The organism is Caulobacter sp. GW821-FHT11E10 (assembly GCF_058808375.1).
In genome coordinates this window covers 301,251-325,909 of the sequence record NZ_JBXARP010000006.1, presented here as the reverse complement: position 1 = coordinate 325,909, position 24,659 = coordinate 301,251, and the positions used below count along the sequence as shown (strand labels likewise).

The following is a 24,659-nucleotide window of genomic DNA, read 5'->3' as shown; positions in this document are numbered from 1 at the left end:
GCCTCTGCCCTTAGGGCCGTCAAGCCTTGCGCCGGAGCCAAACAGTCGTTTAATCTGATCAGCGATCACATACTCGGCGTCTCAAGCCGAACTCCGAAGGGGAGCTTCTTCATGGCCTTGCCGCCGATCCTGCGCGACCGCCTCCGCCTGCCGGTCATCGCCTCGCCGCTGTTCATCATCAGCAATCCGGACCTGGTCATCGCCCAATGCAAGGCCGGGGTCGTCGGCTCGTTCCCCTCGCTGAACGCCCGCCCGCTGTCGCAGCTGGACGAGTGGCTGGCCCGGATCACCGAGGAGCTGGCCGCGTACGACCGCGCCAATCCGGACGCGCCGTCGGCCCCGTTCGCGGTCAATCAGATCGTCCACAAGACCAACAACCGGCTCGAAGACGACATCGCGATGTGCGTCAAATACAAGGTGCCGGTGGTGATCACCTCGCTGGGCGCCCGCGAGGACCTGAACCAGGCGATCCACTCGTACGGCGGCATCACCCTGCACGACGTCATCACCGACCGCTTCGCCCGCAAGGCCATCGAGAAGGGCGCTGATGGTCTGATCCCGGTCGCGGCGGGCGCGGGTGGTCACGCCGGCACCCTGTCGCCGTTCGCCCTGATCCAGGAGATCCGCCAGTGGTTCGACGGGCCGGTGGCGTTGTCGGGCTCGATCGCCTCGGGCCGCTCGATCCTGGCCGCCCAGGCCATGGGCGCGGACCTGGCCTATGTCGGCTCGGCCTTCATCGCCACCCAGGAGGCCAACGCGGTTCAGGGGTACAAGGACATGATCGTCGACAGCAAGGCCGACGACATCCTCTATTCGAACCTGTTCACGGGGGTGCACGGCAACTATCTGCGCCCCTCCGTGGTGCGCGCGGGCCTGGATCCCGAGAACCTGCCGGTCAGCGATCCGTCGAAGATGAACTTCGGCTCGGGCGGCAACCAGGACGCCAAGGCTTGGCGCGACATCTGGGGCTGCGGCCAGGGCATCGGCGCCGTCGATTCCGTGCTGAGCGCCGGTGAACTCATCGCCAAGCTCTCGGCCGAGTATGAGCAAGCCAAGGCCGAACTGGCGGCCAAGACGGCGCTTACGTCTGGAAATCATTTGGCTTTCGCCGCCGAATAGGCGGGTGAGGCACGGGGATGGAGCGTGCTCCGTCCCCGGTCTGCGCGGCGACGTGATGCTGGAAGCGATCTCAACTCGCTCCCGGAGCCGCCTATGTTCGACGACGTCACGCCCCGCCTCGGCCTGCCCTATGTGGTCGCCGCCCAGGCCCAGAAGCACATCCCGATCAACGAGAGCCTGGCCCGGTTGGACGGCCTGGTGCAGCTGGCCGTCGAGAGCCGTTCGGTCGTGGCCCAACCCGCCGGTCCAGTGGATGGCGGCGTCTGGATTCTGCCGGCCGGCGCGACGGGCGCGGCCTGGACCGGCCAGGCGGCCGGGACCCTGATGCGCTTCGAGGCCGGGGCCTGGGAAGCGCTTGTCCCCGCCGAGGGCGTGCTGGCCTGGGTCAAGGACGAGAACCAGGTCCTCGCCTTCGACGGCGCGACCTGGACGCCGCTGTCGGCGACGTTCCGCGCGACCACGGCCGCCGCCTCGCCGGGCTTGGCCAATACCCGTTTGGAAATCCTGGAGCAGGAGGTGACCGTTCTGGGCCCCTCGACGGCGACGACCGTAGTCATTCCGAACCGCGCCATCGTGCTGGCGGTGTCGACTCGGACGACGGCCGCGGTCACTGGCGCGGCCTCGTACAACTGCGGGATTTCGGGCGACACGAGCAAGTTCGGCGGCTCGCTGGGCGTGGCGAAGAACGCGAGCAATGTCGGGGTCGTCGGACCGACTGCCTTCTATGCCGATACGCCGGTGCTGTTGACGGCGGTGGGCGGGAATTTCGTGGCCGGCAAGGTGCGGGTGGCGATCCACGTCCTGCGCTTCGATGCGCCGGCGGCCGTGGCCTGACGCGTTGACGGTGGCGGCTCCCTCGGCTACACGCCGCCTCACCTTTGGGGAGTAGCCGCCCGCGCCTATCAGCGGGCCCCGCCGTCAACACACTTGGATCTTCCGATCCATGGCGCGGGGAAGGGAAGCGACTGGAGCTTCCTTGGCGAGACCAATGGCGCCGATTTCCATCCGGGCCGGGTGGGCGTCGACGCTATTGGCATGCCCGGCCCGGAAGGTTTTTAAAGCACCATGGAATCCCTGCTCGTCTCGACCCTGGTCGTGGCCATCGCCGAAATCGGCGACAAGACCCAGCTGCTGGCCATCATCCTGGCCACGCGCTTCAAGAAGCCCGTGCCGATCATCCTTGGCATCCTGGTCGCCACCCTCGCCAATCACGCCCTGGCCGCGACGGCCGGCTACTGGATCGCCGATCTTCTCAGCGGCGCCTGGTTCAAGTGGGCCATCGCCGTGTCGTTCATCGCCATGGCCGCCTGGGCCCTGATCCCCGACAAGGCCGATGACGAAGACGCCGGCGGCGCGGGTCGCTACGGCGTCTTCCTGACCACCACCGTCGCCTTCTTCCTGGTCGAGATGGGCGACAAGACCCAGATCGCCACCGTGGCGCTGGGCGCCAAGTTCCACGCCATCTTCTGGGTCGCGGCCGGCACCACCCTGGGCATGATGCTGGCCAACATCCCGGCCGTGTATCTGGGCGAGGCCGCGACCAAGGTCGTGCCGCTGAAGTACGTCCGCATCGGCGCGGCGGTGATCTTCCTGGCTCTGGGCCTGTGGCAGGTGGCGGAGTTGGTTGGCATCCTCAAGTAGCCCTCCAAATCTTGTCATCCCGGCCGTAGCGAAGCGAAGAGCTGGGACCCAGGGGCGGCCTCGCTGCGCTTGGCCCCTGGGTCCCGGATAGCCTCTGCGAGGCTTCCGGGATGACACGGTTTTTGGAAGCGCTATGACGGGGCTACGCAAGGAGTCTCGCCGCCCCATGACCGCCACCGACCAAAACCCGCGCGGCTGGGAGTTCTGGATCGACCGGGGCGGCACGTTCACCGATATCGTCGCGCGTCGGCCGGACGGCTCCCTGATCACTCACAAGCTACTGTCTGAGAATCCAGAACGCTATGCCGACGCCGCGGTCGCGGGCGTCCGGGCGTTGTTGCCCGAGGGCGCGGAGATCGACGCGGTGAAGATGGGCACCACCGTCGCCACCAATGCTCTGCTGGAGCGCAAGGGCGAGCCGACGGTGCTGGCGATCACGGCGGGCCACGCCGACGCCCTGCGCATCGGCTACCAGGCGCGGCCGAAGCTGTTCGAGCGCCATATCGTCAAGCCGGAAGCCCTCTACGACCGCGTCGTCGAGATCGATGAGCGGATGAGCGTCGAGGGCCAGGTGCTGCGGCCGCTGGACGAGGCAGCTGCGCGGTCAGGCCTGAAAGCCGCGTACGACGCCGGCTTCCGCGCCGTGGCCATCGTGCTGCTGCACGGCTTTCGCTTCACCGACCACGAGGCGCGGGTGGCGGTCATCGCGCGCGACATCGGCTTCACCCAGGTGTCGGTCAGCCATGAGGTCAGCCCGCTTATGAAGCTGGTCGGGCGCGGCGACACGACGGTGGTCGACGCCTATCTGTCGCCGATCCTGCGCCGCTATGTCGACCAGGTCGCCGACGCGCTCGGACATGACACGCGGCTGCTGTTCATGCAGTCGAACGGCGGCCTGACCGACGCAAGGGCGTTCCGAGGCAAGGACGCCATCCTGTCCGGCCCGGCCGGCGGGGTGGTCGGCATGGCGCGGACGGCGGGCGAGGCCGGGTTCGAGCGGGTCATCGGCTTCGACATGGGCGGCACCTCGACCGACGTCTGCCACTTCGCGGGCCAGTACGAGCGGGCCTTCGAGACCGTGGTGGCCGGGGTGCGGATGCGCGCCCCGATGATGAACATCCACACCGTGGCGGCCGGCGGCGGCTCGATCTGCAGCTTCGACGGCGCGCGTTTGCGGGTGGGCCCGGCCTCGGCCGGCGCGGTCCCGGGGCCGGCGGCTTATCGGCGGGGCGGGCCGCTGACAGTCACCGACTGCAACGTCATGTTGGGCAAGCTGCGGCCGGAGTTCTTCCCCAAGGTGTTCGGCCCGGACGCCGACCAGCCGCTGGACGCGGAGGCCGTCGCGCGGGGCTTCGAGACCGTGGCTGGCGAGATCGCCGCCGCGACGGGAAGGTCCATGAGTCCGCAGGAGGTCGCCGAGGGCTTCGTCACCATCGCCGTCGAGAACATGGCCAAGGCCGTGCGGCAGATCTCGATCCAGCGCGGCTACGACGTCACCCGCTATGTCCTGGCCTGTTTCGGCGGCGCCGGTGGCCAGCACGCCTGCCTGGTGGCCGACGCCCTGGGCATGACCCGGGTGATGATCCACCCGTTCGCCGGGGTGCTCAGCGCCTACGGCATGGGCTTGGCGGACCTGCGCCTGATCCGCGAGGAGACGGTCGAGCGGCCGCTCGATCAGACCATGGACCTCATGGCGCGCGCCGCCGTGCTGGCGACCGAAGCGGAAGCCGCCTTGCGCGCCCAGGCCGTGCCGATGGCTTCGGTCGAGACCGTCGCGACCCTGCGGGTGAAGTACGCTGGCACCGACACGCCGCTGGTCGTGCCCTTGGCCGAGGCGGCCGAAGTCCGGGCGCTGTTCGAGGGGCTTCACCAACGGCGCTTCGGCTTCACGTCGCCGACCACCCCGCTGGTGGTCGAGACCTTGTCGGTCGAGGCGATCGGCCATTCGGACGCGGGCGCGACGACTGTCGGCACCGTCAACACGTCCTCGTCGACTCCGAAACCCCTGGCCATCGCCGACATCCGGATGGCCGGCGAGATCCGGCCAACACCAGTCTACGACCGCGAAATCCTGGGTGTCGGCGCCACGGTCGACGGCCCCGCCGTCATCCGCGAGGCCACCGGCACGACCATCGTCGAGCCCGGCTGGCGCGCCACCGTCGATGCTCGACTGAACCTGATCCTTGAGCGCACGGAAGCTCTTCCTGTCCGCAAGGCCATCGGAACAGAGGCTGATCCGGTGATGCTGGAGGTGTTCAACAACCTCTTCATGGCCGTGGCCGAGGAGATGGGGTTCGCCCTGCAGAACACGGCCTATTCGGTCAATATCAAGGAGCGGCTGGACTTCTCCTGCGCCTTGTTCAGCCGCGATGGCGACCTGATCGCCAATGCGCCTCATATGCCGGTGCACCTGGGTTCGATGGGCGACAGCGTGCGGGCCATCCGCGACGCGCGGGAGGGCGACGGTCGGGGCATGAAGCCCGGCGACGTCTACATGCTGAACGCCCCCTACAACGGCGGCACCCACCTGCCGGACGTGACGGTGGTCATGCCGGTGTTCGATGCGGCCGACGCTCTGCTGTTCTACGTCGCCGCCCGCGGTCACCAGGGCGATATCGGCGGGATCACGCCGGGCTCGATGCCGCCGACCAGCAGGACGGTCGAGGAGGAAGGCGTCCTGATCGAAAACTTCCTGCTGGTCGAGGACGGGCGGTTCCTGGAGGCCGAGACCCGCGCTCTGCTGGCTTCGGGCAAGTGGCCGGCGCGCAATCCCGACCAGAACATCGGCGACCTCAAGGCCCAGATCGCCGCCTGCGCGCGCGGGGCCGAGGCCCTGACCGGCTTGGTCGCCGAGTTCGGCCAGGCGGTGGTCGAGGCCTATATGGCCCACGTCCAGGACAATGCCGAGGAAGCGGTCCGCCGCGTGCTGGCGACGATGGAGGGCGGGTCGTTCGCCTATGAGCTGGACGACGGCCCGGTGGTGAAGGTCTCCATCACCGTCGACCAGAAGGCCCGTACGGCCCGCGTCGACTTCACCGGCACCAGCGACCAGGTTCCGACCAACTTCAACGCCCCGGCCTCGATCTGCCGGGCGGCGGCGCTCTATGTGTTCCGCACCCTGGTCGACGACGAGATCCCGATGAATGACGGCTGCCTGCGGCCGGTTGAGCTGGTCATCCCCGAGGGCTCGATGCTGCGGCCGCGCTATCCGGCGGCGGTGGTGGCCGGCAATGTCGAGACCAGCCAAGTGGTGGTCGACGCCCTCTATGGCGCGCTGGGCGTGATGGCCGGGGCGCAGGGGACGATGAACAACTTCACCTTCGGCGACGACCGTCGGCAGTACTACGAGACCATCTGCGGTGGCTCGGGCGCGGGGCCGGACTTCGACGGAACAGACGCGGTCCAGACCCACATGACCAACAGCCGCCTGACCGATCCCGAGGTGCTGGAGACGCGCTATCCGGTGCTGGTCGAGGCCTTCTCGATCCGGCGCGGCTCGGGCGGGCAGGGCGCCCATCGCGGCGGCGACGGCGTGGTGCGCCGGATCGGTTTCCGCGAGGCGATGACCGCCAGTCTGCTCTCCAACCGCCGCCGCGTGCCGCCGTTCGGCCTGGAGGGCGGCCAGCCTGGGGCGCTGGGCGCGGCGCGGATCGAGCGGGCGGACGGGACGGTTCAGACCATGGCCGCCACCGATCTTGTCGAAGTCGGCGCGGGCGACGCCATCGTCATCGAGACGCCCGGCGGCGGCGGCTGGGGGAAGGCGTGATGACCAGGGCTTCGGTTCTCTTCGTCTGCCTGGGCAACATCTGTCGCTCACCCCTCGCCGAGGGCGCGTTCCGGGCCGAGGCGCGGCGGCTGGGCCTGGATGTGGTCGCCGACTCCGCCGGCACGGGCGGCTGGCACGCCGGCCATCCGCCGGACCACCGCTCGATCGCGGTAGCCCGGCGCAACGGCGTCGACATCAGCGATCAACGCGCCCGCAAGGTCAGCCAGGACGACTTCCGGACCTTCACCCACATCTACGCGCTGGATCACGACAATCTCGAAGGCCTGAAGGCCATGGTCCCCGGCGATGCGACGGCGGAGGTCGGCCTGCTGCTGGATCTCGTGCCGGGCCACGAGGGCAGGGCGGTGGCCGACCCGTATTACGGCGACGACGCCGGCTTCGACGTCACTTGGCGCGATGTGGTGATGGCCGCGGAGGCGCTGGCGCGGCGCTTGGCCGATGAGGGTTGGCGGTAGGGTCTAGTCTAGGTCTGCCGTTACAAGACCCTGCCTTCCTAGGCTTTATGCCTAGGACCCATGGTTCCACTTGCATTGGCGTCGACGGAGCACGCCCACGCCGGCGGAGCACTCCGACCGTTTATGAGCCCAGCGGCGCCCTGGGTCCTCGCCACAAGGGCGAGGAAGGCAATGATTTTAGAGTCGTCCCAAGTGTTGGCTGCTAGTGCAGCGTCGGCCGCGGCGAGACGACCTCGACCGGTTCCGGCTCCTCGAAGCGCATCGGCAGGGCCTTGCCGTCATTGGCGAGAGCGGTGTTGAGGAAGCGGGCCATCACGGTCACGGCCTCGGGCGTTACGACCATGCCTTCCAGCAGGCGGCCGGCGATCTCGGGTGAAGCGGGGCAGACGCCGCACGCGGCGATCAGGCGCTGCTCGTCCATCGCATAGCCCCCCGAGCAGGGCGCGGAGACGCAGAGCGGACGGCGAACCTGGCTCTCGATGGCGGTCATCATCAGGATGAAGGCGGTGGCGACGCGGGGCGAGGCCAGGGCGCCGGCCTGCTTCGACAACCGCGCGCCGGGCTCCTCACCCAGCACCCGGGCGGTCACCCATTGGCGCAGCATCCACAGGAGCAGCCGCTCGCCATCGGCCAGGCCGACGGGGCCGCAGTGGGTCAGGTGAGTCTCGGAGAAAGGGTCGGACCGCACGCCGTAAATCTCCTCGCCAAGCAGGGGGCCGACACCTGCCATGGCGAACCGATCTCGGTGAGCGGCCCGACGCGCTCTTGCGAACACATCGCAACTAGATGGGATGTCTAGTTGCGAGTCAATCGCAAAATGTCGAGCGCGACGCTAGCCGCCGAAGCCTCGTGAGCTCCCGCTGCTGGCGTAGCTGCGCCCGCCGCCGAAGCCGCCGCGCGAAACGACCGAGGTGCGGGTCTGGATCTTGGGCGGCGCGCTGCGGATCGCGTCCGGCGGGTCGATGCTGTTCTTGCTGATGACGGACCGGCCCGTGCTGTAGTCACGGTTCAGGCGGCCGCCGTAGGTCGAGTAGTAGCCGCCGCCATACGCGTCATCGCGGCGATACATGCCGGTGCCGCGATAGCCGCCGCCGTCCATCATCTGGCCGATCACGAAGCCGGCCAGCAGCGGCGTGAAGAAGCTGCCGCCGCCGTGCTCGCCGCCGCGCGGCACACAGTTGCCGGCGCCATAGACGTCCTCGCACGAGGCGCGCGCCTCGTAGCGGGGGGCGTTCTTCTGGTCGTCCGTCTTGGCGGCGGCGTAGGCGGTGTCGCACTGCGGGTCGGGGACCTCGTTGGCCGCCTTGCACTCTTCCAGGGTCTTGTAGCTGAAGGCCTCGACCTGCTCGCCGCGATTGGGGTCGAAATTGACCTGCGAGCCGGGGTCGTCGCAGCCGGCCAGGGTCAGCGAGGCCGCGCCGGCCAGCATGGTGGTCAGCTTCAGTGAGCTCGAGCGTTTACGGGTGGTCATCGCGTGATCCTCACGAGGTCATGCAGGCGGCGTTCAGCAGGCCGACCGCAATCGACACGCCGGCCAGGTAGATGCCGATCGAGGTCTCGCCATTCTCGACGCGCGTCTTGACGTCGGGCAGGGCGATCATGCGCACGACGTGGAAGGTGACGATCTGGATGACGCCGGCGAGGGTGGCCCAGGCCGCGAACTCGACGAGGCTGACCGTGTGGCTTAGCGCCGAGGCCAGCGGTAGGACGTAGCCGACCAGGGCGCCGGCCAGGGCGATGGCGGCGGCGGTGTTGCCTTGTCGGATCAGCGCCTTCTCGTTGTAGGGCGTGATCCACTGGTAGATGTATTTGAAGGCGATGGTGAACAGGCCCGCCACCACGAAGGCCAGCAGGAAGGCCACCGCGCCCGCCTTGAAACCGATGAAATCGAACATCGTCTGTCTTGCCCCTTAAGAGCCTGCCCGATCGGATCCAGCCGAGCGGATGAACAGGCTCGCCAAACCGAACTAAGCTTTGAACTCACCCACCGACAGCGGCAGGCCGATCATCATTTCATGCGTGACGTCGCCGTCCTCCGGCTCCAGCGTCAAGGCCAGCAGCAGCTCCCGCCCGTCGGACGCCAGGTCGCGATGGAACAGCATCGTCGTCTGGAAGAGCCGCCTGTCGGGCCGGCGCGCGGCGCGATCGTAATAGACATCCTCCCAGAAGGTGACCGGATCCTGCTCGGCGGCCTCTTCCCCGAACCACAGGCGGCGGTATTCGGGCAGGCCCTCCGGCTGGAAGGTTGGCGCCCGCAGACGCTTGGTCCAGGCGGGGCGACTGCCGTCGTCCTTGCCGGGATATTCGCTGGCCCACGGCAGGAAGATCGTGAAGTCGTTGGCCTTCTCGCCTTCGCGATCGTCGGAGACGACTTGGAACAGGACTTCGTCGTCGGTGTAGAACCGATGGACGAAGGCGCCGTCGCTGAGCTGGATCAGGCCCTGGGCCGTGATCTCCAGGGTGTCGCGGTCGAGGGCGAAACGGGTCTCGGCCCCGAAACGCCGCCACGCCAGCGGGTCGAGGATGACGGTGCGCCCGATGGTGACGTTGCGGATCACCGGCAGCGCCGCCGTGGGCTCGTTGTTCTTGCCGCCGAAAAGCTTGCCGAACATGGGCTTTACGCTCCCACCGGGTCGGCCAGGCGATGCTGGGCCACATAGAACAGGCGCGCTCCGGCCGGGATGCCGGCGCCGCTACGGACGTCGAACGAAGGCTCGGGCGCGTCGGCGGCCTGCCAGGCCAGCAGGGTCGCGTCCTGCTCGTGCAGGCGCTTGGCCGCCTGGTCGATGGTCGCCGCCTGGCCGCCGCGCCACTGGGCGCAATAGAGGGTGGCCGAGGCGTCGAGATGGCTGATCAGGGCGTTGAGCACGCGACTGGCGCCGGGGTCCTGCACCGCGCGCACCACCAGTTCTGGCCCCGGGGCGACGATCGCCTCCACCTGCGGGCAATGCAGCTTCAGAAGATCGCCCGCATGGCGATCGTGGAAATAGCAGACGATATGCGCGGTCTTGTTGAGGCCGCTGACCGCCAGCGCCGCCGCCAGGGTGTCGGGGTCGTTGTCGGTATAGATCGCCACCCGCCGGGCGTTGTGCACGCCGGCGCGGCGCAGTTCGGCGGGGTCGGTGAGAGCGCGCGCGCGGACATAGAGGACGCGCTCGTCCGGGTCGGACAGTTCCTTGCGGGTGATCAGCACCACCCGCCCGCCGCCGACCTCGGCGTTGAGTTCGTCGATCATCTTCGGGGTCTGATCGGGGACGAACCCGATCACCACGGTAGTGTCCGTCATGCGTCCAAAGTCTCCGCGGCCTTCCCTGCGCCGCCGCCAGAAATCGCCGAAAGCCGCCAGCACCTTGGCGACGATCGTCGTGAAGATGGCGATCGCGCCCGGGAAGACGAAGATCGCCGTGACCAGCCGGCCCGCGGGCGTCTGGGGGCTGAGGTCGCCGTAGCCTACCGTATAGGCGGTGGTGGCGTACCAATAGAGGAAGTCGACCGGCGCGGTGATCTTGGTCTCGCCGTCGAGCGCCAGCATCAGCCAGGACAGGCTGGCGTGCGCCGTCGCGGCCGCCGCCAGAACCCACCAATGAAGCTCGGCGACGGCGACATGAACGCGGTCCACCGCGCGCCGAAGAAGAATAACGAGCGCCAAGCTTGCCCCCGGCCGTGGTCAACTGCAGGATGAACCCGAACGGCGTCTTGTCAAGCGTTCATGGTACGCATACATGTAACACATGCCTGCTAGGACGACGAGAGGCGCTCAGGCCGCCGAAAGGACCCGCGCGTGGCGAGAAGCCCGCCGGAGCGCTGGCTTCGTGAAGATCGAAGTCTGGGCGCCGGCGGCGTGCAAGCCCGACATCCTTTCAGCGGTCCAGGCCATCGTCGTGGAATCGGCCCGAGGGCCAACCCTGAACAGCAACCCTAATCCTCCCCGAGGCGTCAGACACATGGACTCCGTTATCGACACCGCCTGGACGATCCACAGCCTGCGTGACGCGCTGGCGGAAAGCGCCCTCGTGCGACCCGACGAATTGACCGCCACGGTGGTCGAGGGCGTCGAGCCGGTCCTTCTGGTCGTCATGCAAGAGTTCGGCGACCTGCCGGTCTATGTCAGCGGCGGCAGCCTGCAGATGGTCGTCTCGACCATCCTGTGGCCCTGCGACGAGCAGACCGACCGCGCCGGTTTCAACGAGTTCCTGCTCAAGGCCCAGAAGGTCGTGCCGCTGTCGAATTTCGGCATCACCACGGTCGACGGCCGCGACTATTACGAGCTGATGGGCGAGATTTCGTCCAAGACCACCCTGCAGACGCTGATCATCGAGCTGCGAACCCTGGCCGCCAACGCCATCGCCGCCGCCAGCGAGCTGCGTGATTCCTTCGAAAAGAGCCGCGGCGCGGCCGCTTAAGAACAGAGACCTGGAGACTTACTGATGTCGATCTGGAGCAAGCTCTCGGCCCTGTTCCGTGGGACCGCGCATGACGGTGCGCAGACCATCGTGGACGCCAACGCCCTGAGGATCCTGGACCAGGAAATCCGCGACGCCGACAACGCCCAGGGCAAGGCCCGGGACGAGCTGGCCAAGCTGGTCGCCCGTCGTCGGTCACTGGAGACCGAGGTCGGCCAGCTGACCGACCAGTCGCGCAAGTACGAGTCCTCGGCCCGCGCGGCCATGAACAAGGGCGACCAGGCCCTGGCCCTGGAAGTCGCCCAGCGGATCGCCGACCTCGAGAAGGACGCGACCCAGAAATCGACCCAGATGAACGAACTGCGCTCGGCTGAAGAGAGGCTGCGCACGATCATCTCGCAGACCGACACCAAGGTCGAAGCGCTGCGTCGCGAGATCGAGATCGTGAAGGTCAACGAGAGCGTCCAGAAGGCCCAGGCGGCCGTCATCTCGCGCTCGGGTTCGGCCAGCGGCGTCGTCGGCTCGGCCGCCGACAGCCTCAAGCGCATCAAGGAGCGCCAGTCGGTCCGCGAGGAGCAGTTCAAGCTGCACAACGAGTCCGAGGACCGCAAGACCGGCGCCGATCTGGACGCCAAGCTCGCCGCGGCCGGCATCCTGCCGGGCGGCGGCGGGGCCGAGGACGTGCTGGCCCGCCTGATGGCCCCGAAGGACGAGGCTCTGCCCGCTCCGATGCTGGCCATCGAGGACAAGGCCAAGGTCGCTCGGGACGGCTCGGACGCCTGATGCGCCGTCTCACCCTGACGCCTCGGCCGGACTGGAAGTCCAAGGCCGAGGCGGTCGGCTTCACCTGGCACCACGCCGACGGTCGTCGCTACTGGGACGAACGGGCCGCCTACGCCTTCACGCTGGAGGAGGTCGAAGGCCACCTCGAGCCCGCGACCGAAGCGCTGCACAAGCTGTGCCTGGAGCTGGTCGAGGACGCGGTCGGCGACGACGCCCTGATGGCTCGGCTGCGGATCCCGGAAGCTTCGCGCGACGTGGTCGCCGCCTCGTGGAAGGCGCGCGATCCGTCGCTCTATGGTCGGTTCGACTTCTTCTACGACGGGGCGGGACCGCCCAAGCTCTACGAGTACAACGCCGACACCCCGACCAGCATCTATGAGGCCGGCGTGTTCCAGTGGCTGTGGCTGGAAGACCTGATCCAGCAGGGGAAGCTTCCCGAAAGCACCGACCAGTTCAACAGCCTGCATGACCAGCTGGCCGACCGGTTCAAGGCGATCTTTCCGGACGGCGGCTTCGTCCACTTCGCCAGTGACGCGGACTTCGTGGAGGATCGCCAGACGGTGCGGTTCCTGGAGGACATGGGCCGGCTGGCGGGGCTGGAGCCCAAGTTCGTGCCCATCACCCAGATCGGCCTCGACGCCGACGGCCGCTTCGTCGACCAGGACAACTATCTGATCGGGGCGATCTTCAAGCTGCACCCCTGGGAAGAGATGCTGCGCGAGCCGTACGCGGCCAACATCGCCGCCAGCAAGACCCTGTTCCTGGAGCCGCCGTGGAAGGCGGTCCTATCGAACAAGGCGCTGCTGCCGCTGCTCTGGGAGCGCCACCCAGGCCATCCGAACCTGCTTGAGACCTATTTCGACGACGACCCCAAGATCGAGCGCCTGGGAAACAACTATGCCCGCAAGCCGCTGTTCAGCCGCGAGGGCGCGAACGTCGAGCTCTGGAAGGATGGCCGCAAGGGCCGGGTGCTGGACCAGGGCTATGGCGAGGAAGGCTGGATCCGCCAGGAACTGAAGCCGCCGCCGCGCTTCGGCGCGAACTATCCGGTGGTCGGATCCTGGGTCATCGGCGACCAGGCCGCCGGCATCGGCGTGCGCGAGGACCGGGGACGCGTGACCCGCGACCGCTCGCGGTTCATCCCGCACATCATCGAGGGCTGAGAACGGATAGCGCCTTGGCGCGACCAAGCGCCACAAGAAGGCCCTGTTTTCTCCGGATAGGAAACCGGTATCATTCCTATCAGAACAGGGCGTCCGGACTGTCGCGGTCGCTCGGGGGAAACGTCTGATGTCCAAGCGCGCCGCCGTCCTCGGCCTCTTCCTGTCCGCCGGCATTCTGGCCACGCCGGCCTTTGCCGGCGTGATCGGGACCAACGTCCCGGCCCAGCCGATCACCGCCGAGCGGATCGCCAAGCTGCCGGCCACTCAGCAAGCGGCGTGGAAGGCCTATCTCGACCGCTCGACCGCCCAGGAGAAGGCCGACCGCGCCGCCCTGGCCGCCGAGCTGAAGCCGGGCGAGGTCGCGCCTCCGCCGCCCCCTTCGGGTCATGGCGACGGCGGCATGGCGCTGAACAAGGACGCGGCCTGGTACGCCTCGCCCGAGGCGCGCCACATCGCCGACGTCATCGTCAGTTTCCAGACCCCGGCCGGCGGCTGGAGCAAGAACCAGGACCGCGAGGGGGCGCTGCGCCTGCCCGGCCAGCCCTGGGCCTCGGACAACAATTCCAAGTATCTCAGCGAGGCCGACTTCGACGCCGCGCGCGACCCCAAGTGGGGCTATGTCGGCACGCTGGATAATGGCGCGACCATCACCGAGATGCGCTTCCTGGCCAAGGTCGCCGCCCAGGCGCCGGGCAAGAATGGCGAGGCCTATCGTAAGAGCTTCCTGAAGGGCGTGCGCTATCTGCTGGCCGCTCAATTCCCGAACGGCGGCTGGCCGCAGGTCTGGCCGCTGGAAGGCGGCTACCACGACGCCGTCACCTTCAACGACAATGCCGTCTCCGAGGCCGCCGGTCTGCTGACCGAGGTGTCGGAGGCCAAGCCGGAGTTCGCCTTCGTGCCCGCCGACCTTCGCGCCAAGGCCGGCGTGGCGGCAAAGCACGGTCGCGAGGTCATCGTCGCCGCCCAGATCCGCGTCGACGGCAAGCTGGCCATCTGGGGGCAGCAGGCCGATGCGCTGACGCTGGAGCCGGTCGCCGGCCGCAACTTCGAGCCGCCGGCCCTGTCGACGGGCGAGAGCGCCGACCTGCTGATGTACCTGATGAGCCTGCCCGACCCGACCCCGGCCGAGGTCGCGGCCGTCCATGCCGGCGTGGCCTGGATGAAGGGCTCGGCGCTGATGGACAAGGCCTGGACCGGCGGCAAGGGCGACCCCGCGGGGCGGCGCCTGATCGACCAGCCGGGCGCGGGGCCGCTGTGGTCGCGCTACTACAGCCGCACGACGGGCAAGCCGGTCTTCGGCGAGCGCGACAAGACCCTGCGCGACGACGCCAATGAGCTCTCGCTGGAGCGCCGCAACGGCTATTCCTGGTTCGGCCCCCAGCCGGCCAAGGCGATCAAGGCCTATGAGGCCTGGGCCAAGAGCCACCCGGCGAAATAGGGCTCAGAGGTCGCGGAGGATCCGAACGGCTTCCGCGACCGCCGCTTGGTCCGTATCCCGCAGTTCCGGCGGCACGAAGCCCATCGCGCCCAGTTTCGAGGCTGGATCGGCGCCCGGGATCGGGCCGCTGAACGAGCCGTGGACTTCGCGGACGCCGGTCCGTTTCACCAGCTCGGCGACGTTGCCGGGCTTCACCCCCGCGCCGGCCAGGATGCCGATCCGGCCGGCGGCCTGCTCGACCAGCGCCGCGATCTGTTCGGCCCCCGCCTGAGCGGTCAGGGCGCCGCCCGAGGTCAGGACGCGCTCGAAGCCCATCTGGATCGCGATCTCCAGCGCCTTCGACTGATCCGGGACCAGGTCGAACGAGCGGTGCAGGCTCGTTCCCAGGCCCGTGGAGTGCTCGACCAGCTCGCCCAAGACGTCGAGATCCAGTTCGCCGTCCGGCCGGTTGGCGCCGATGACAACACCGGCCAAGCCATGGGCTCGAACGGCGTCGATGTCGCGGCGCATGGCGTCGAAGTCGCCGGCATCGTAGCAGAAGTCGCCATTGCGCGGCCGGATCATCGGATAGATCGGGATCGAGGCGCTGGCCGCCTGGGCCATCAGGCCGGGGGCGGGGGTCAGGCCCTGCAGCGCCAGGGCCGCGCAAAGTTCGATCCGATCCGCCCCGCCGGCGATCGCCGCCGCCAGTCCAGCGGGCGTATCGACACAGACTTCCAGCAGAATGCGGTCGGCGGCCATGGTCTTCTTGTGCCTCGTGCTAGGGATTCGCGCGGGCTTGTTGGAGCACACTGATGTTGAATCGTAGAGGCCTGATCGGCGCTTCGCTCGTCGGATCGGCCATGATGGGCGCCAAGGCCGCCGCCGCCGCCAAGGGCGTGACCAAGCTCGACGGCCCCTGCGTGATCTCCACCTGGGACTTCGGCGTCGCGGCGAACCAGGCCGCCTGGGCGGTGCTGTCCAAGGGCGGCCGGGCGCTGGACGCCGTCGAAGCCGGCGCGCGGATCCCCGAGCAGGACCTGAAGAACCACAGCGTCGGCCGCGCCGGCTATCCCGACCGCGACGGCCACGTCTCGCTGGACGCCTGCATCATGGACGAGTTCGGCAACTGCGGGGCCGTCGCGGCGCTGGAGCACATCGCCCACCCGATCTCGGTCGCCCGTCGGGTGATGGAGAAGACCCCGCACGTGATGCTGGTCGGGGCGGGGGCCCTGCAGTTCGCGCTGGAGCAGGGCTTCGCGCGTGAAGAGCTGCTGACGCCGGAGTCCAGGGCCGCTTGGGAGGCCTGGAAGAAGGACGCCAAGTATCAGCCGAAGGCCAACAGCGAGGTCGGCGACTACGGCAAGACCACCGGGCAGCTGGGCACGCCGGGCGGCGCCGGCAACCACGACACCATCGGCATGCTGGCCATCGACGCGCGGGGGAACATCGCCGGAGCCTGCACGACCAGCGGCATGGCCTGGAAGATGCGCGGCCGGGTCGGCGACAGCCCGATCATCGGCGCGGGCCTCTATGTCGACAACGAGGTGGGCGGCGCCACCTCGACCGGCGTCGGCGAGGAGGTGATCCGCAATGTCGGCAGCTTTCTGGTCGTGGAATTGATGCGCCAGGGCCGCTCGCCCGAGGCCGCCTGCCGCGAGGCGGTCGAGCGGATACTGAAGAAGAAGCCGCAAGCCAAGGACATCCAGGTCGGCTTCCTGGCCGTGAACAAGCAGGGGGAAGTGGGGGCCTGGGCGATCCAGAGCGGTTTCAGCTACGCCCTGTGCGATGGGCGCAAGCAGGATCTGCTGCTGCCGGGGAAGGCGACCTATCACGTCGCGTCGTAGTCCAGCCTCGTCGTAAAATGGGTGGGCGAACAAATAACGCGGTTATAGCTTGCCGGCCAAAGTGCTCAGAGGGAGACCGCCATGTGCGATGACGATATCCACCCAGGCCTCATTCACGACCCCACGGTTTCACGCCGCACCTTCGGCCTGATGACCGCGGCTCTGACCGGCGTCGCCACCGTCGCCCGCGCCGACGAGACGGTCGAAGAGAAGGACGTCGAGATCAAGACGCCGGACGGCGTCGCCGACGCGGCTCTGTTCTACCCAAAGGGTAAGGGCAAGTGGCCGGCCGTGGTGGTGTGGCCCGACGTGGTCAGTCTGCGCCCGGCATTCCGCGAGATGGGGCGTCGCCTGGCGTCCTCCGGTTACGTCGTGCTGGTCCCTAACCTCTACTACCGGGTCAAGAAGGCGCCGGTGGTCGAGATGGGCTTCAACTTCGCCAACCCCGAGGACCGCGCCAAGCTGACGCCGATGCGCGCGTCGGTGACGCCTGAGGGGACGTTCAAGGACGCGGTGGCCTATGTCGCCTTCCTCGACGCCCAGCCGCAGACCAACAAGGCCAAGAAGGTCGGGGTGCAGGGCTATTGCATGGGCGGCCCGCTCTCGTTCCGCACCGCCGGCGCCGTTCCCGGCCGGATCGGCGCGGTCGCCACCTTCCATGGCGGCGGCCTGATCACCGACAAGGAAGACAGCCCGCACCTGCAGGTCCCCAAGACCCACGCCGATTACCTGATCGAGATCGCCGACAACGACGACAAGCAGGACCCGACCGTGAAGGACAAGCTGAAGGCCTATTTCGCCGAGGTGAAGCGCCCGGCCCAGATCGAGGTCTTCGCCGGCGCCGCTCACGGTTGGACCGTCAAGGGCAGCCAAGTCTACAACGAGGAGGCGGCCGAGCGGGCCTGGAGCAACCTGCTGGCGCTCTACAAGAAGGCGCTGGGCTAGGCGCTCGCGGCCATCGCGATCGAGAGGGGCTCGGCCATTGGCCGGGCCCTTTTTCGTACGGACGCGCCTTGCGGGAAAATAGATAGGATGCTATCTAAAATAAATAGCAAGCTACCTATTGAAAAAGCCGCTGTTCAATGGCCTCGCCCCGCACCCTCGATGAAAGCGCCTTCGCCGGCTCGCTGTTGCGCCTGGCGCGCGTCTATCGACGGGAGGTGAATCGCGCCTTGGCCGCTCACGGGCTGTCGGACGCCAAGGCGCTGCCGGTGCTGCAGATCGCCCGCGCGGGCGGCGGCATGCGCCAGGGCGTGCTGGCCGAGGAGCTGGGCGTCGAGGGGCCGTCGCTGGTCCGCATCCTCGATCAGTTGTGCCAGGCCGGCCTAGTCGAGCGCCGCGACGACCCGACCGACAAGCGGGCCAAGACCCTGCATCTCACGGCGGAGGGGCAGGCCTTGGCCGTGAAGGTCGAGAACGCGGTGCAGGGCGTGCGCCGCCGGGTGCTGGCCCAGGTCAGCGACCTGAACCTGGCGACAACCCTGCGGACCTTCGCGGCCTTCGAGGCCGCGCTGGACGTGATGGCCGGGCAGGGCGGCTGAGCGCCATCCTCCGGCGTGCAGGCTCGACAGGGCCGGCCTGAATCGCAACCCCCCGGACCTTCGCAAATTGTCCTACAAAAGAGATTGATAGCGCTATCATCCGCGTGTAGCCCTTCTCGCAAGAACTGGGAGAGGAACACCATGGCGATATCGCGCAGAGCCGCGCTGGCCGCGTTTTCGAGCCTGATCGCCGGCGCCCGGGCCTGGGCCGCGCCGGTCGCGCCGCGTGTCGTCGCCCTGGACCTGGCCAAGACCGCAGGGCCGGTCGACCGGTTCTTCGATCTCTCGATCGGCTCGGACTATCCCGGCACCCTGATCCGCGACGACAGCCAGGCGCAGCTGAAGACCGTCGTCGACGAGCTGGGCTTTCGCTACATCCGCTTCCACGCGCTGTTCCACGACGTGTTGGGCACGGTGAAGGTCCGGGATGGCAAGATCGTCTACGACTGGACGAAGATCGACCAGCTGTACGACGCTCTGCTGGCCAAGGGGATCCGGCCGTTCGTCGAGCTGGGCTTCACGCCCGAGGCGATGAAGACCTCCGAGCTGACGATCTTCTACTGGAAGGGCAACACCTCCCACCCGAAGCTGGGTCCTTGGCGCGACTTGATAGACGCCTTCATCAAGCACGTGCGCCAGCGCTACGGCGTCAAAGAAGTGCGCAGCTGGTTCTTCGAGGTCTGGAACGAGCCCAATCTCGACGGCTTCTGGGAGAAGGCCGACCAAGCCGCCTATTTCGAGCTCTATGACGTCACCGCGCGGGCCATCAAGGCGATCGACCCGGCCCTGCGCGTGGGCGGCCCCTCGACGGCTGGCGCGGCCTGGGTCCCGGAGTTCCTGGCTCATGTGAAGAAGACCGGCTCCGGCGTCGATTTCGTCACCACCCACACCTATGGCGTCGACGGCGGCTTCCTGGACGAAAAAGGCCAGCAGGACACCAAGCTCTCGGCCTCGCCGGACGCGGTGGTCGGCGATGTGCGCCGCGTGCGCGAACAGATCCAGGCCTCGGCCTTCCCGAACCTGCCGCTCTATTTCACCGAATGGAGCACCAGCTACACGCCGCGCGACAGCGTCCACGACAGCTATGTCAGCGCCGCCTACATCCTGGAGAAGCTGCGGCGCACCCAGGGTCTGGTCCAGGGCATGAGCTACTGGACCTATACCGACCTCTTCGAGGAGCCGGGCCCGCCGACCAAGCCGTTCGAGGGCGGCTTTGGCTTGATGAATCCGCAGGGGATCCGCAAGCCTGCCTGGTTCGCCTACAAGTATCTGAACGCCGTGAAGGGCCGGACGCTCGTCTGCGCCGATGACCAGGTCTTCGCCGCTCGCGATGGCGGCCGGGTGAGCGCCCTGGTCTATGCGTGGCGTCAGCCGGACCAGAAGGTCAGCAATCGCCCGTTCTATGGCCGCCTGCACCCGACGACCGACGTCGAGCCGCTGAAGCTGCGAGTGACGGGCCTGAAGCCTGGCGCCTATCGCCTGCGGGTCCGCCGCACCGGCTATCGCGCCAATGACGCATATAGCGCCTATATCGACATGGGTTCGCCCAAGACCCTGACCGCCGAGCAGCAGGGGCAGCTGGAGGCCCTGGCCCAGGACCGGGCGGAGATCGAGAAGGTGATCCGGCTCAAGGGCGAGGCGGTCGTCGACCTGCCGATGCGCGCCAACGACATTGTGCTGGTGGAGCTGGAGCCGGTCTAGGCGAGCGTTCGACGCCACGCCCAAGATTTCTGTTCAGGGTTTTTGCTCGACGATTGTCTACACCTGATCCAGGACGGTCCTGGGGCAGGTGGCCAAGCGCGCGATGATCGACGACACGACATTGAAGGCGTGGTTCTTCCGGGAGGTCTTCCCGCTGGAGGCGGCCCTGACGCGCTACATCCGTCGCAACTGGCGCAACGAGGCGGACATCGCCGACCTGCGCCAGGAGGTCTACGCCAAGGTCTACAACGCCGCGCGCGAGCGCTTGCCGTTGCAGGCCAAGGCCTTCGTGTTCACCACCGCGCGCAACCACCTGATCAACACCGCCAAGCGGGCCCAGATCGTATCGTTCGAACATGTCGCCGACCTGGAGACCTCACCCATCGCCGTGGACCTGATGACGCCGGATCGCCATCTGTCGGCGCGCGACGAACTGCGTCGCGTGCGCGAGGGGCTGGAGCGCCTGCCGCCGCGTTGCCGGCAGGTGGTGACCTTGCGCAAGATCGAGGGGTTGTCGACCAAGGAGGTGGCGGCCCAGCTCAATGTCGGGATCGACACTGTCGAGCAGCAGATGGTTCACGGCATGCGCGCGCTGGTCGACTTCATGATGGGCGGCAGCGGCCGCATCAAGCGCGGTTCCGAGGCGCGCCGCGCGATCGGCCGTGGACGTGGGGAGACGCGCTCATGAGCAACGCCGCCCACATTGAGGACGTCGCCGCCCGCTGGCTGCTGCGCCGCGAGGCCGAGGACTGGTCGCCGACCGACCAGCAGGCCCTGGACGCCTGGATCGAAGCCGATCCGCTGCACCGCATGGCCTATTGGCGGCTGGAGCACGGCTGGAGCCAGGCCGATCGCCTGTCGGCGCTTCGTGCGCCCCATGCGCCGAGCGTGACCTCGCGCGCCGCGCCCGCCTGGCGTCGCCCCGCTGTCATCGGCGCCCTGGCCGCCTGCCTGCTGGTCGCCATCGCCACGCCGTTCGTAGGCCAGATGGGCCGCCAGACCTATACGACCGCGATCGGCGGCCACGAGGCCGTGCCGCTGGCGGACGGAACCCGGGTCGAACTGAACACCCAGACCCAGCTGCGCGCCGCTGTCTCCACCAAGACGCGCGATGTCTGGCTGGATCGCGGCGAGGCCTATTTCGAGGTCGCTCACGACGCCGGTCGTCCCTTCGTGGTCCATGTCGGCCAGCGGCAGGTGACCGTGCTGGGCACCAAGTTCTCGGTGCGCCGCGAGGGCGATCGGATCGAGGTCGACGTGGTCGAGGGACGGGTCCGGGTCAATACCGGCGACAGCGCCGCCCCGCCGGTGCTGACGCGCGGGGATCGCCTGATCGCCGAGGGACGCTCGACACTGGTCACCAAGGACGCCGGCCGCGTGGCCGACGCCCTGGTCTGGCGCCAGGGCCTGCTGTCGTTCGACCAGTCGACCCTGGCCGCCGCCGCCGCCGAATTCAATCGCTACAATCGCAAGAAGCTCGTCGTCGAGGATCCGGAGGCCGCCGCCATGCGGATCGGCGGCAGCTTCGAGGCCGAGAATGTCGAGGCCTTCGCCCGCCTGCTGCAGGAGGCCTACGGCCTGAAGATCGAGGACGACGGCGATACGGTGAAGATTTCCAGCTGACGACGTTACGGGATTTTCTCGACGGCTTGTCTCAGGTCTCGGGGGCCGACAAAGAGCCCCGAGAGGGGCACGAGCAATCATGGTTCGGACTAGGTTCTTGAAGGCCGCGCTGGCGGGCGGCGTCTGCGCGCTGGTGATGGCCGGCGCCGCGATGGCGCAGGTGCGGGCGTTCGATATTCCCGGGGGCGACCTCAAGGGCGCGTTGGACGCCTTCGCGCGCCAGACCGGCGTGCAGCTGGTCTATCGCGTCGACGACGTGCGCGGCGCGGCCACGGCCGGGGCGCATGGATCGCTGGAGCGTGAAGAGGCGCTGCGGCGCATCCTGGCCGGCACCGGCCTTTCCGTGCGCCGCGACCGCTCCGGCGCGATCGCCATCGTCAAGGAGGCGGGCCGTCCGTCGGCCCAGGCCGACGCGCCCGTGGAGCAGGCCGAGCTGGTCGAGGAGGTGGTCGTCACCGGCTCGCGCCTGAAGGCCACGACCTTCGACGCCCCGACGCCGGTGATCGCCGTCGACCGCGACGACATCCTCGAGCAGGGCTACATGGACCTGGCCGAGGCGCTGGAGGACATGCCGGGCGTCGACCAGGCCGTGGCCCTGACCAACAGCCAGACCGCGACCCAGGCCAACGGCCTCTCGACCGTCAGCCTGCGCAACCTCGGTGAAAATCGCACCCTGACGCTGATCGACGGCCACCGCACCGTGTCCAACGCCGGCAACAAGAACGCGGTCAGCCTCAGCTCCATTCCCGAGTTCTTCGTCGACCGGGTCGAAGTGACCACCGGCGGCGCCTCGGCCGTCTACGGCTCGGACGCCATCGCCGGCGTCGTCAACATCATCACCGAACGCCGCCTCGACGGTCTGCGGCTGCGGGTCGTCGGCGGCACGACCGACCACGGTGGCGGCGAGTCGCTGGAATATTCGGTCGGCGCGGGCAAGCGCCTGCTGAACGACCGCCTCTACGTGATGGCCGGGATCACCTTTGATCGCCAGTTTCGCCTGATGGCGACCCAGCGCGACTTCGCGACCCAGTCGCTGATCTATTCGCAGTCGACCAACACGGTCACCGCGCCGGACCTGTCGACCAATACGCCCGGGGGCCGGTTCATCAGCGGTCGCTGGTTCTACGACCAAACCGGCCTGCGCCCGAACTTCGTCACGGCCACGGACGGCTTCGAGAACCGGACGCGCGGCGTGCTGATCACCCCGCGCGACACGCTGAACGGCGCGGTGAAGGTCAGCTACGACGTCACCGAGAACCTCAAGCTGTGGAGCCAGTTCCTCTATTCGAAGGTGACGACGGACTCCTCGCGCGAACCCTATTCGTTCAGCAATTCGACGACCTTCGGGATCAATGACGAGTTCACGGTCGGCCGCATCTCGCGCACCCTGAACCCGTTCGCTCCCGCCGAGATCAAGGCGGCCGCCTCAAGCTCGGGCATCGATTTCCGCCGCCGCCTGGTCGAGGTCGGCGACAACCGGATCTACAACGAGCGCGAGACCCTGCGCGGGTGGCTGGGCCTGGAAGGCCACGCCTTCGCCGACTGGGACTGGAAGCTGACCTACGGCTATGGCGAGTTCGACGGCCTGCAGATCCGGGGCAACACCGTCAATCTGCAGCGGGTGTCCTGGGCGCTCGACAGCGAGCGGACCTCGACCGGCGTCATCCAGTGCCGCAGCGCGGCCGCCCGCGCCGACGGCTGCGTGCCGCTGAACATCTTCGGGGTCAATTCGATCACGCCGGAGATGGCCAACTACATCCGGGCCAACACCTGGTACCACCCGCAAAACCGCCAGGACACGCTGGAAGGCTACATGGCCGGCACGGCGTTCAACCTGCCGGCCGGTCCGGTGGAGGCCGCCTTCGGTTTCGAGAGCCGCCGCGACAAGACCCGCACCACCACCGATCCGCTCGTCCAGAACGGCCTCGGCAGCTCGTCCTACATCCCGGAGTACAGCGGGGTGATCAAGGCCAAGGAGGTCTTCGCGGAGGCCTCGTTTCCGATCCTGAAGGACCTGCCGGGCGTCTACCGGCTCAGCGTCAACGCCGCCGCCCGCCTGGCCAAGTACAATCTCGACGCCGTCGACAAGACCGCCAGCTACCGGGCCGGGGTGCAGTGGTCGCCGTTCAGGGACCTGCGGGTCCGCTCCGAGTGGTCGCGGGCCCAACGCGCGCCGGACACCAGCGAGCTCTATTCGCCGCCGCGTGACGACGCCGATACGGTCGTCGACGTCTGTTCGGGCGTGAACGCGACGACCACGGGGGTGATCGCCACCAACTGCCGGGCCAACGCGGCCATCGCCGCGGCGATCGCGGCCAATGCCGACCATACGTTCCGGCAGGTCTCGACCTCGATCAAGGCGCCCAACGGCGGCAACGCCAACCTGCACGAGGAAACAGCCGACACCGTCACGCTCGGCTTCGTCTATACGCCATCGTTCCTGCCGGGCCTGCAGACCAGCGTCGACTACTACGACATCAAGGTCAGCGACGTGATCGCCTCGCTCAGCAACCCCAGCCTGCTGCTGGGCTGCTATTCGGATCCGGCGGGCCTGAACAACGCCTTCTGCGCCACCATCACGCGCGACAGCTCGGGCCAGCTGGTTCGCATCCTGAACCAGGAGCAGAACCTGAACGCGCTGCGGGCGCGCGGCGTGGACGTGGCGGCGATCTGGCGCTTCGACCTCGACCGCTGGAACGTGCCGGGCAAGTTCACCGCCAAGATCAACTACAGCCGCCGCCTGGAGCTCTCGACCGAGTTCAACGGCATCACCAGCGTCGAGCGGTCCGAGGACATCGGCGAGATCGGGACGGCCAAGAACGAGGCCAAGGCCAGCCTGGCCTGGCGCAACAGCCGCTGGAACCTGCAGTGGTCGACCCGCTACATCGGCAAGGTCGTCGACAGCAACGAGCGCTTGGCTCTGGCCCAGCAATCGGGCTTCACCGATCCGCTGTATTTGAACGTCGACGCCTACTGGCGGAACGACTTCAGCTTCAAATACGCGCCCGACGTGAAGAACCCCCGGTTCCGCGTGTTCGGGGCGGTGACCAACGTGTTCGACAAGTACGGCCCGTTCCTGCCGGACGGCACCGACAGCGGCAACGCCTACAATTACAGCTCCATCTACGGCGTGGCGGGACGGGCCTTCACCCTCGGCCTCCAGTTCGACTACTGACGCG

22 protein-coding genes are annotated in these 24,659 nt (G+C 68.1%); 16 read left to right on the top strand and 6 right to left on the bottom strand.

Going from position 1 to position 24,659, the window contains the following annotated elements:
* The first annotated feature begins 111 nt into the window (after positions 1-111).
* The 5 genes from AC1RRV_RS14755 to AC1RRV_RS14735 all read left to right on the top strand — a co-directional run bounded on the left by AC1RRV_RS14755 (position 112) and on the right by AC1RRV_RS14735 (position 7,002).
* Complete coding sequence (locus tag AC1RRV_RS14755; protein ID WP_492860404.1) at positions 112-1,119, top strand: NAD(P)H-dependent flavin oxidoreductase; 1,008 nt, start codon at positions 112-114, stop codon at positions 1,117-1,119.
* A 93-nt stretch (positions 1,120-1,212) separates the two neighbouring features.
* The gene (locus AC1RRV_RS14750; protein ID WP_492860403.1) at positions 1,213-1,953 is read left to right on the top strand and encodes a DUF2793 domain-containing protein; all 741 of its coding nucleotides are present in this window, start codon (positions 1,213-1,215) and stop codon (positions 1,951-1,953) included.
* 231 nt (positions 1,954-2,184) lie between these two features.
* Positions 2,185-2,760, top strand: a complete 576-nt coding sequence (locus AC1RRV_RS14745; RefSeq protein ID WP_492860402.1) for a TMEM165/GDT1 family protein — start codon at positions 2,185-2,187, stop codon at positions 2,758-2,760.
* A gap of 166 nt (positions 2,761-2,926) precedes the next feature.
* Positions 2,927-6,526, top strand: coding sequence for a hydantoinase B/oxoprolinase family protein (locus tag AC1RRV_RS14740; RefSeq protein WP_492860401.1), 3,600 nt, complete (start codon positions 2,927-2,929; stop codon positions 6,524-6,526).
* A complete protein-coding gene (locus tag AC1RRV_RS14735) occupies positions 6,511-7,002 on the top strand; it encodes a low molecular weight protein-tyrosine-phosphatase (RefSeq protein WP_492860522.1) in 492 nt (163 codons plus the stop codon). The genes AC1RRV_RS14740 and AC1RRV_RS14735 overlap by 16 nt, the downstream gene beginning before the upstream one ends.
* A gap of 202 nt (positions 7,003-7,204) precedes the next feature.
* On the opposite strand, the gene AC1RRV_RS14730 is transcribed toward AC1RRV_RS14735, so the two are convergent.
* The 5 genes from AC1RRV_RS14730 to AC1RRV_RS14710 form a co-directional block, all read right to left on the bottom strand.
* Positions 7,205-7,690, bottom strand: coding sequence for a hypothetical protein (locus AC1RRV_RS14730; RefSeq protein ID WP_492860400.1), 486 nt, complete (start codon positions 7,688-7,690; stop codon positions 7,205-7,207).
* Between the two features lie 144 nt (positions 7,691-7,834).
* Positions 7,835-8,473 (bottom strand): DUF1190 domain-containing protein, encoded by a 639-nt coding sequence (locus AC1RRV_RS14725; RefSeq protein WP_492860399.1) that lies wholly within the window; start codon positions 8,471-8,473, stop codon positions 7,835-7,837.
* A gap of 10 nt (positions 8,474-8,483) precedes the next feature.
* The gene (locus tag AC1RRV_RS14720; RefSeq protein ID WP_492860398.1) at positions 8,484-8,897 is read right to left on the bottom strand and encodes a DUF350 domain-containing protein; all 414 of its coding nucleotides are present in this window, start codon (positions 8,895-8,897) and stop codon (positions 8,484-8,486) included.
* 72 nt (positions 8,898-8,969) lie between these two features.
* Positions 8,970-9,614, bottom strand: a complete 645-nt coding sequence (locus AC1RRV_RS14715; protein WP_492860397.1) for a DUF2491 family protein — start codon at positions 9,612-9,614, stop codon at positions 8,970-8,972.
* Positions 9,615-9,619: 5 nt separating this feature from the next.
* Positions 9,620-10,621: a potassium channel family protein gene (locus AC1RRV_RS14710; RefSeq protein ID WP_492860396.1), complete on the bottom strand. Its 1,002-nt coding sequence runs from the start codon at positions 10,619-10,621 to the stop codon at positions 9,620-9,622.
* A 112-nt stretch (positions 10,622-10,733) separates the two neighbouring features.
* Here AC1RRV_RS14710 and AC1RRV_RS14705 point away from each other — a divergent pair, with 112 nt between their 5' ends.
* From AC1RRV_RS14705 to pelA, 4 genes are all read left to right on the top strand, one after another.
* On the top strand, positions 10,734-11,405 hold the full coding sequence (locus AC1RRV_RS14705) for a YjfI family protein (protein WP_492860395.1): 672 nt from the start codon (positions 10,734-10,736) through the stop codon (positions 11,403-11,405).
* Between the two features lie 24 nt (positions 11,406-11,429).
* On the top strand, positions 11,430-12,188 hold the full coding sequence (locus tag AC1RRV_RS14700) for a PspA/IM30 family protein (RefSeq protein WP_492860394.1): 759 nt from the start codon (positions 11,430-11,432) through the stop codon (positions 12,186-12,188).
* Positions 12,188-13,351, top strand: a complete 1,164-nt coding sequence (locus AC1RRV_RS14695; RefSeq protein WP_492860393.1) for a glutathionylspermidine synthase family protein — start codon at positions 12,188-12,190, stop codon at positions 13,349-13,351. Before AC1RRV_RS14700 ends, AC1RRV_RS14695 begins: the two co-directional genes overlap by 1 nt.
* A 127-nt stretch (positions 13,352-13,478) precedes the next feature.
* Positions 13,479-14,789: a pectate lyase gene (gene pelA, locus AC1RRV_RS14690; protein ID WP_492860392.1), complete on the top strand. Its 1,311-nt coding sequence runs from the start codon at positions 13,479-13,481 to the stop codon at positions 14,787-14,789.
* A 3-nt stretch (positions 14,790-14,792) separates the two neighbouring features.
* Here the strand turns inward: pelA and AC1RRV_RS14685 are convergent, their stop codons facing one another.
* Positions 14,793-15,530 carry a copper homeostasis protein CutC gene (locus AC1RRV_RS14685; RefSeq protein ID WP_492860391.1) on the bottom strand — a complete coding sequence of 246 codons (738 nt, stop codon included), beginning with the start codon at positions 15,528-15,530 and terminating at the stop codon, positions 14,793-14,795.
* A gap of 53 nt (positions 15,531-15,583) precedes the next feature.
* Here AC1RRV_RS14685 and AC1RRV_RS14680 point away from each other — a divergent pair, with 53 nt between their 5' ends.
* The 7 genes from AC1RRV_RS14680 to AC1RRV_RS14650 all read left to right on the top strand — a co-directional run bounded on the left by AC1RRV_RS14680 (position 15,584) and on the right by AC1RRV_RS14650 (position 24,655).
* Positions 15,584-16,615, top strand: coding sequence for a glycosylasparaginase (locus AC1RRV_RS14680; RefSeq protein ID WP_492860390.1), 1,032 nt, complete (start codon positions 15,584-15,586; stop codon positions 16,613-16,615).
* Between the two features lie 81 nt (positions 16,616-16,696).
* Positions 16,697-17,560 (top strand): dienelactone hydrolase family protein, encoded by an 864-nt coding sequence (locus tag AC1RRV_RS14675; RefSeq protein ID WP_492860389.1) that lies wholly within the window; start codon positions 16,697-16,699, stop codon positions 17,558-17,560.
* Positions 17,561-17,697: 137 nt separating this feature from the next.
* Entirely contained in the window at positions 17,698-18,156 is a 459-nt protein-coding gene (locus tag AC1RRV_RS14670; protein ID WP_492860388.1) for a MarR family winged helix-turn-helix transcriptional regulator, read from the top strand.
* A 141-nt stretch (positions 18,157-18,297) separates the two neighbouring features.
* The gene (locus AC1RRV_RS14665; RefSeq protein WP_492860387.1) at positions 18,298-19,857 is read left to right on the top strand and encodes a GH39 family glycosyl hydrolase; all 1,560 of its coding nucleotides are present in this window, start codon (positions 18,298-18,300) and stop codon (positions 19,855-19,857) included.
* An 88-nt stretch (positions 19,858-19,945) separates the two neighbouring features.
* Complete coding sequence (locus tag AC1RRV_RS14660) at positions 19,946-20,545, top strand: RNA polymerase sigma factor (protein ID WP_492860386.1); 600 nt, start codon at positions 19,946-19,948, stop codon at positions 20,543-20,545.
* A complete protein-coding gene (locus tag AC1RRV_RS14655) occupies positions 20,542-21,480 on the top strand; it encodes a FecR family protein (protein ID WP_492860385.1) in 939 nt (312 codons plus the stop codon). Before AC1RRV_RS14660 ends, AC1RRV_RS14655 begins: the two co-directional genes overlap by 4 nt.
* Positions 21,481-21,559: 79 nt before the next feature.
* Positions 21,560-24,655, top strand: a complete 3,096-nt coding sequence (locus AC1RRV_RS14650; protein WP_492860384.1) for a TonB-dependent receptor domain-containing protein — start codon at positions 21,560-21,562, stop codon at positions 24,653-24,655.
* Positions 24,656-24,659 lie beyond the last annotated feature (4 nt).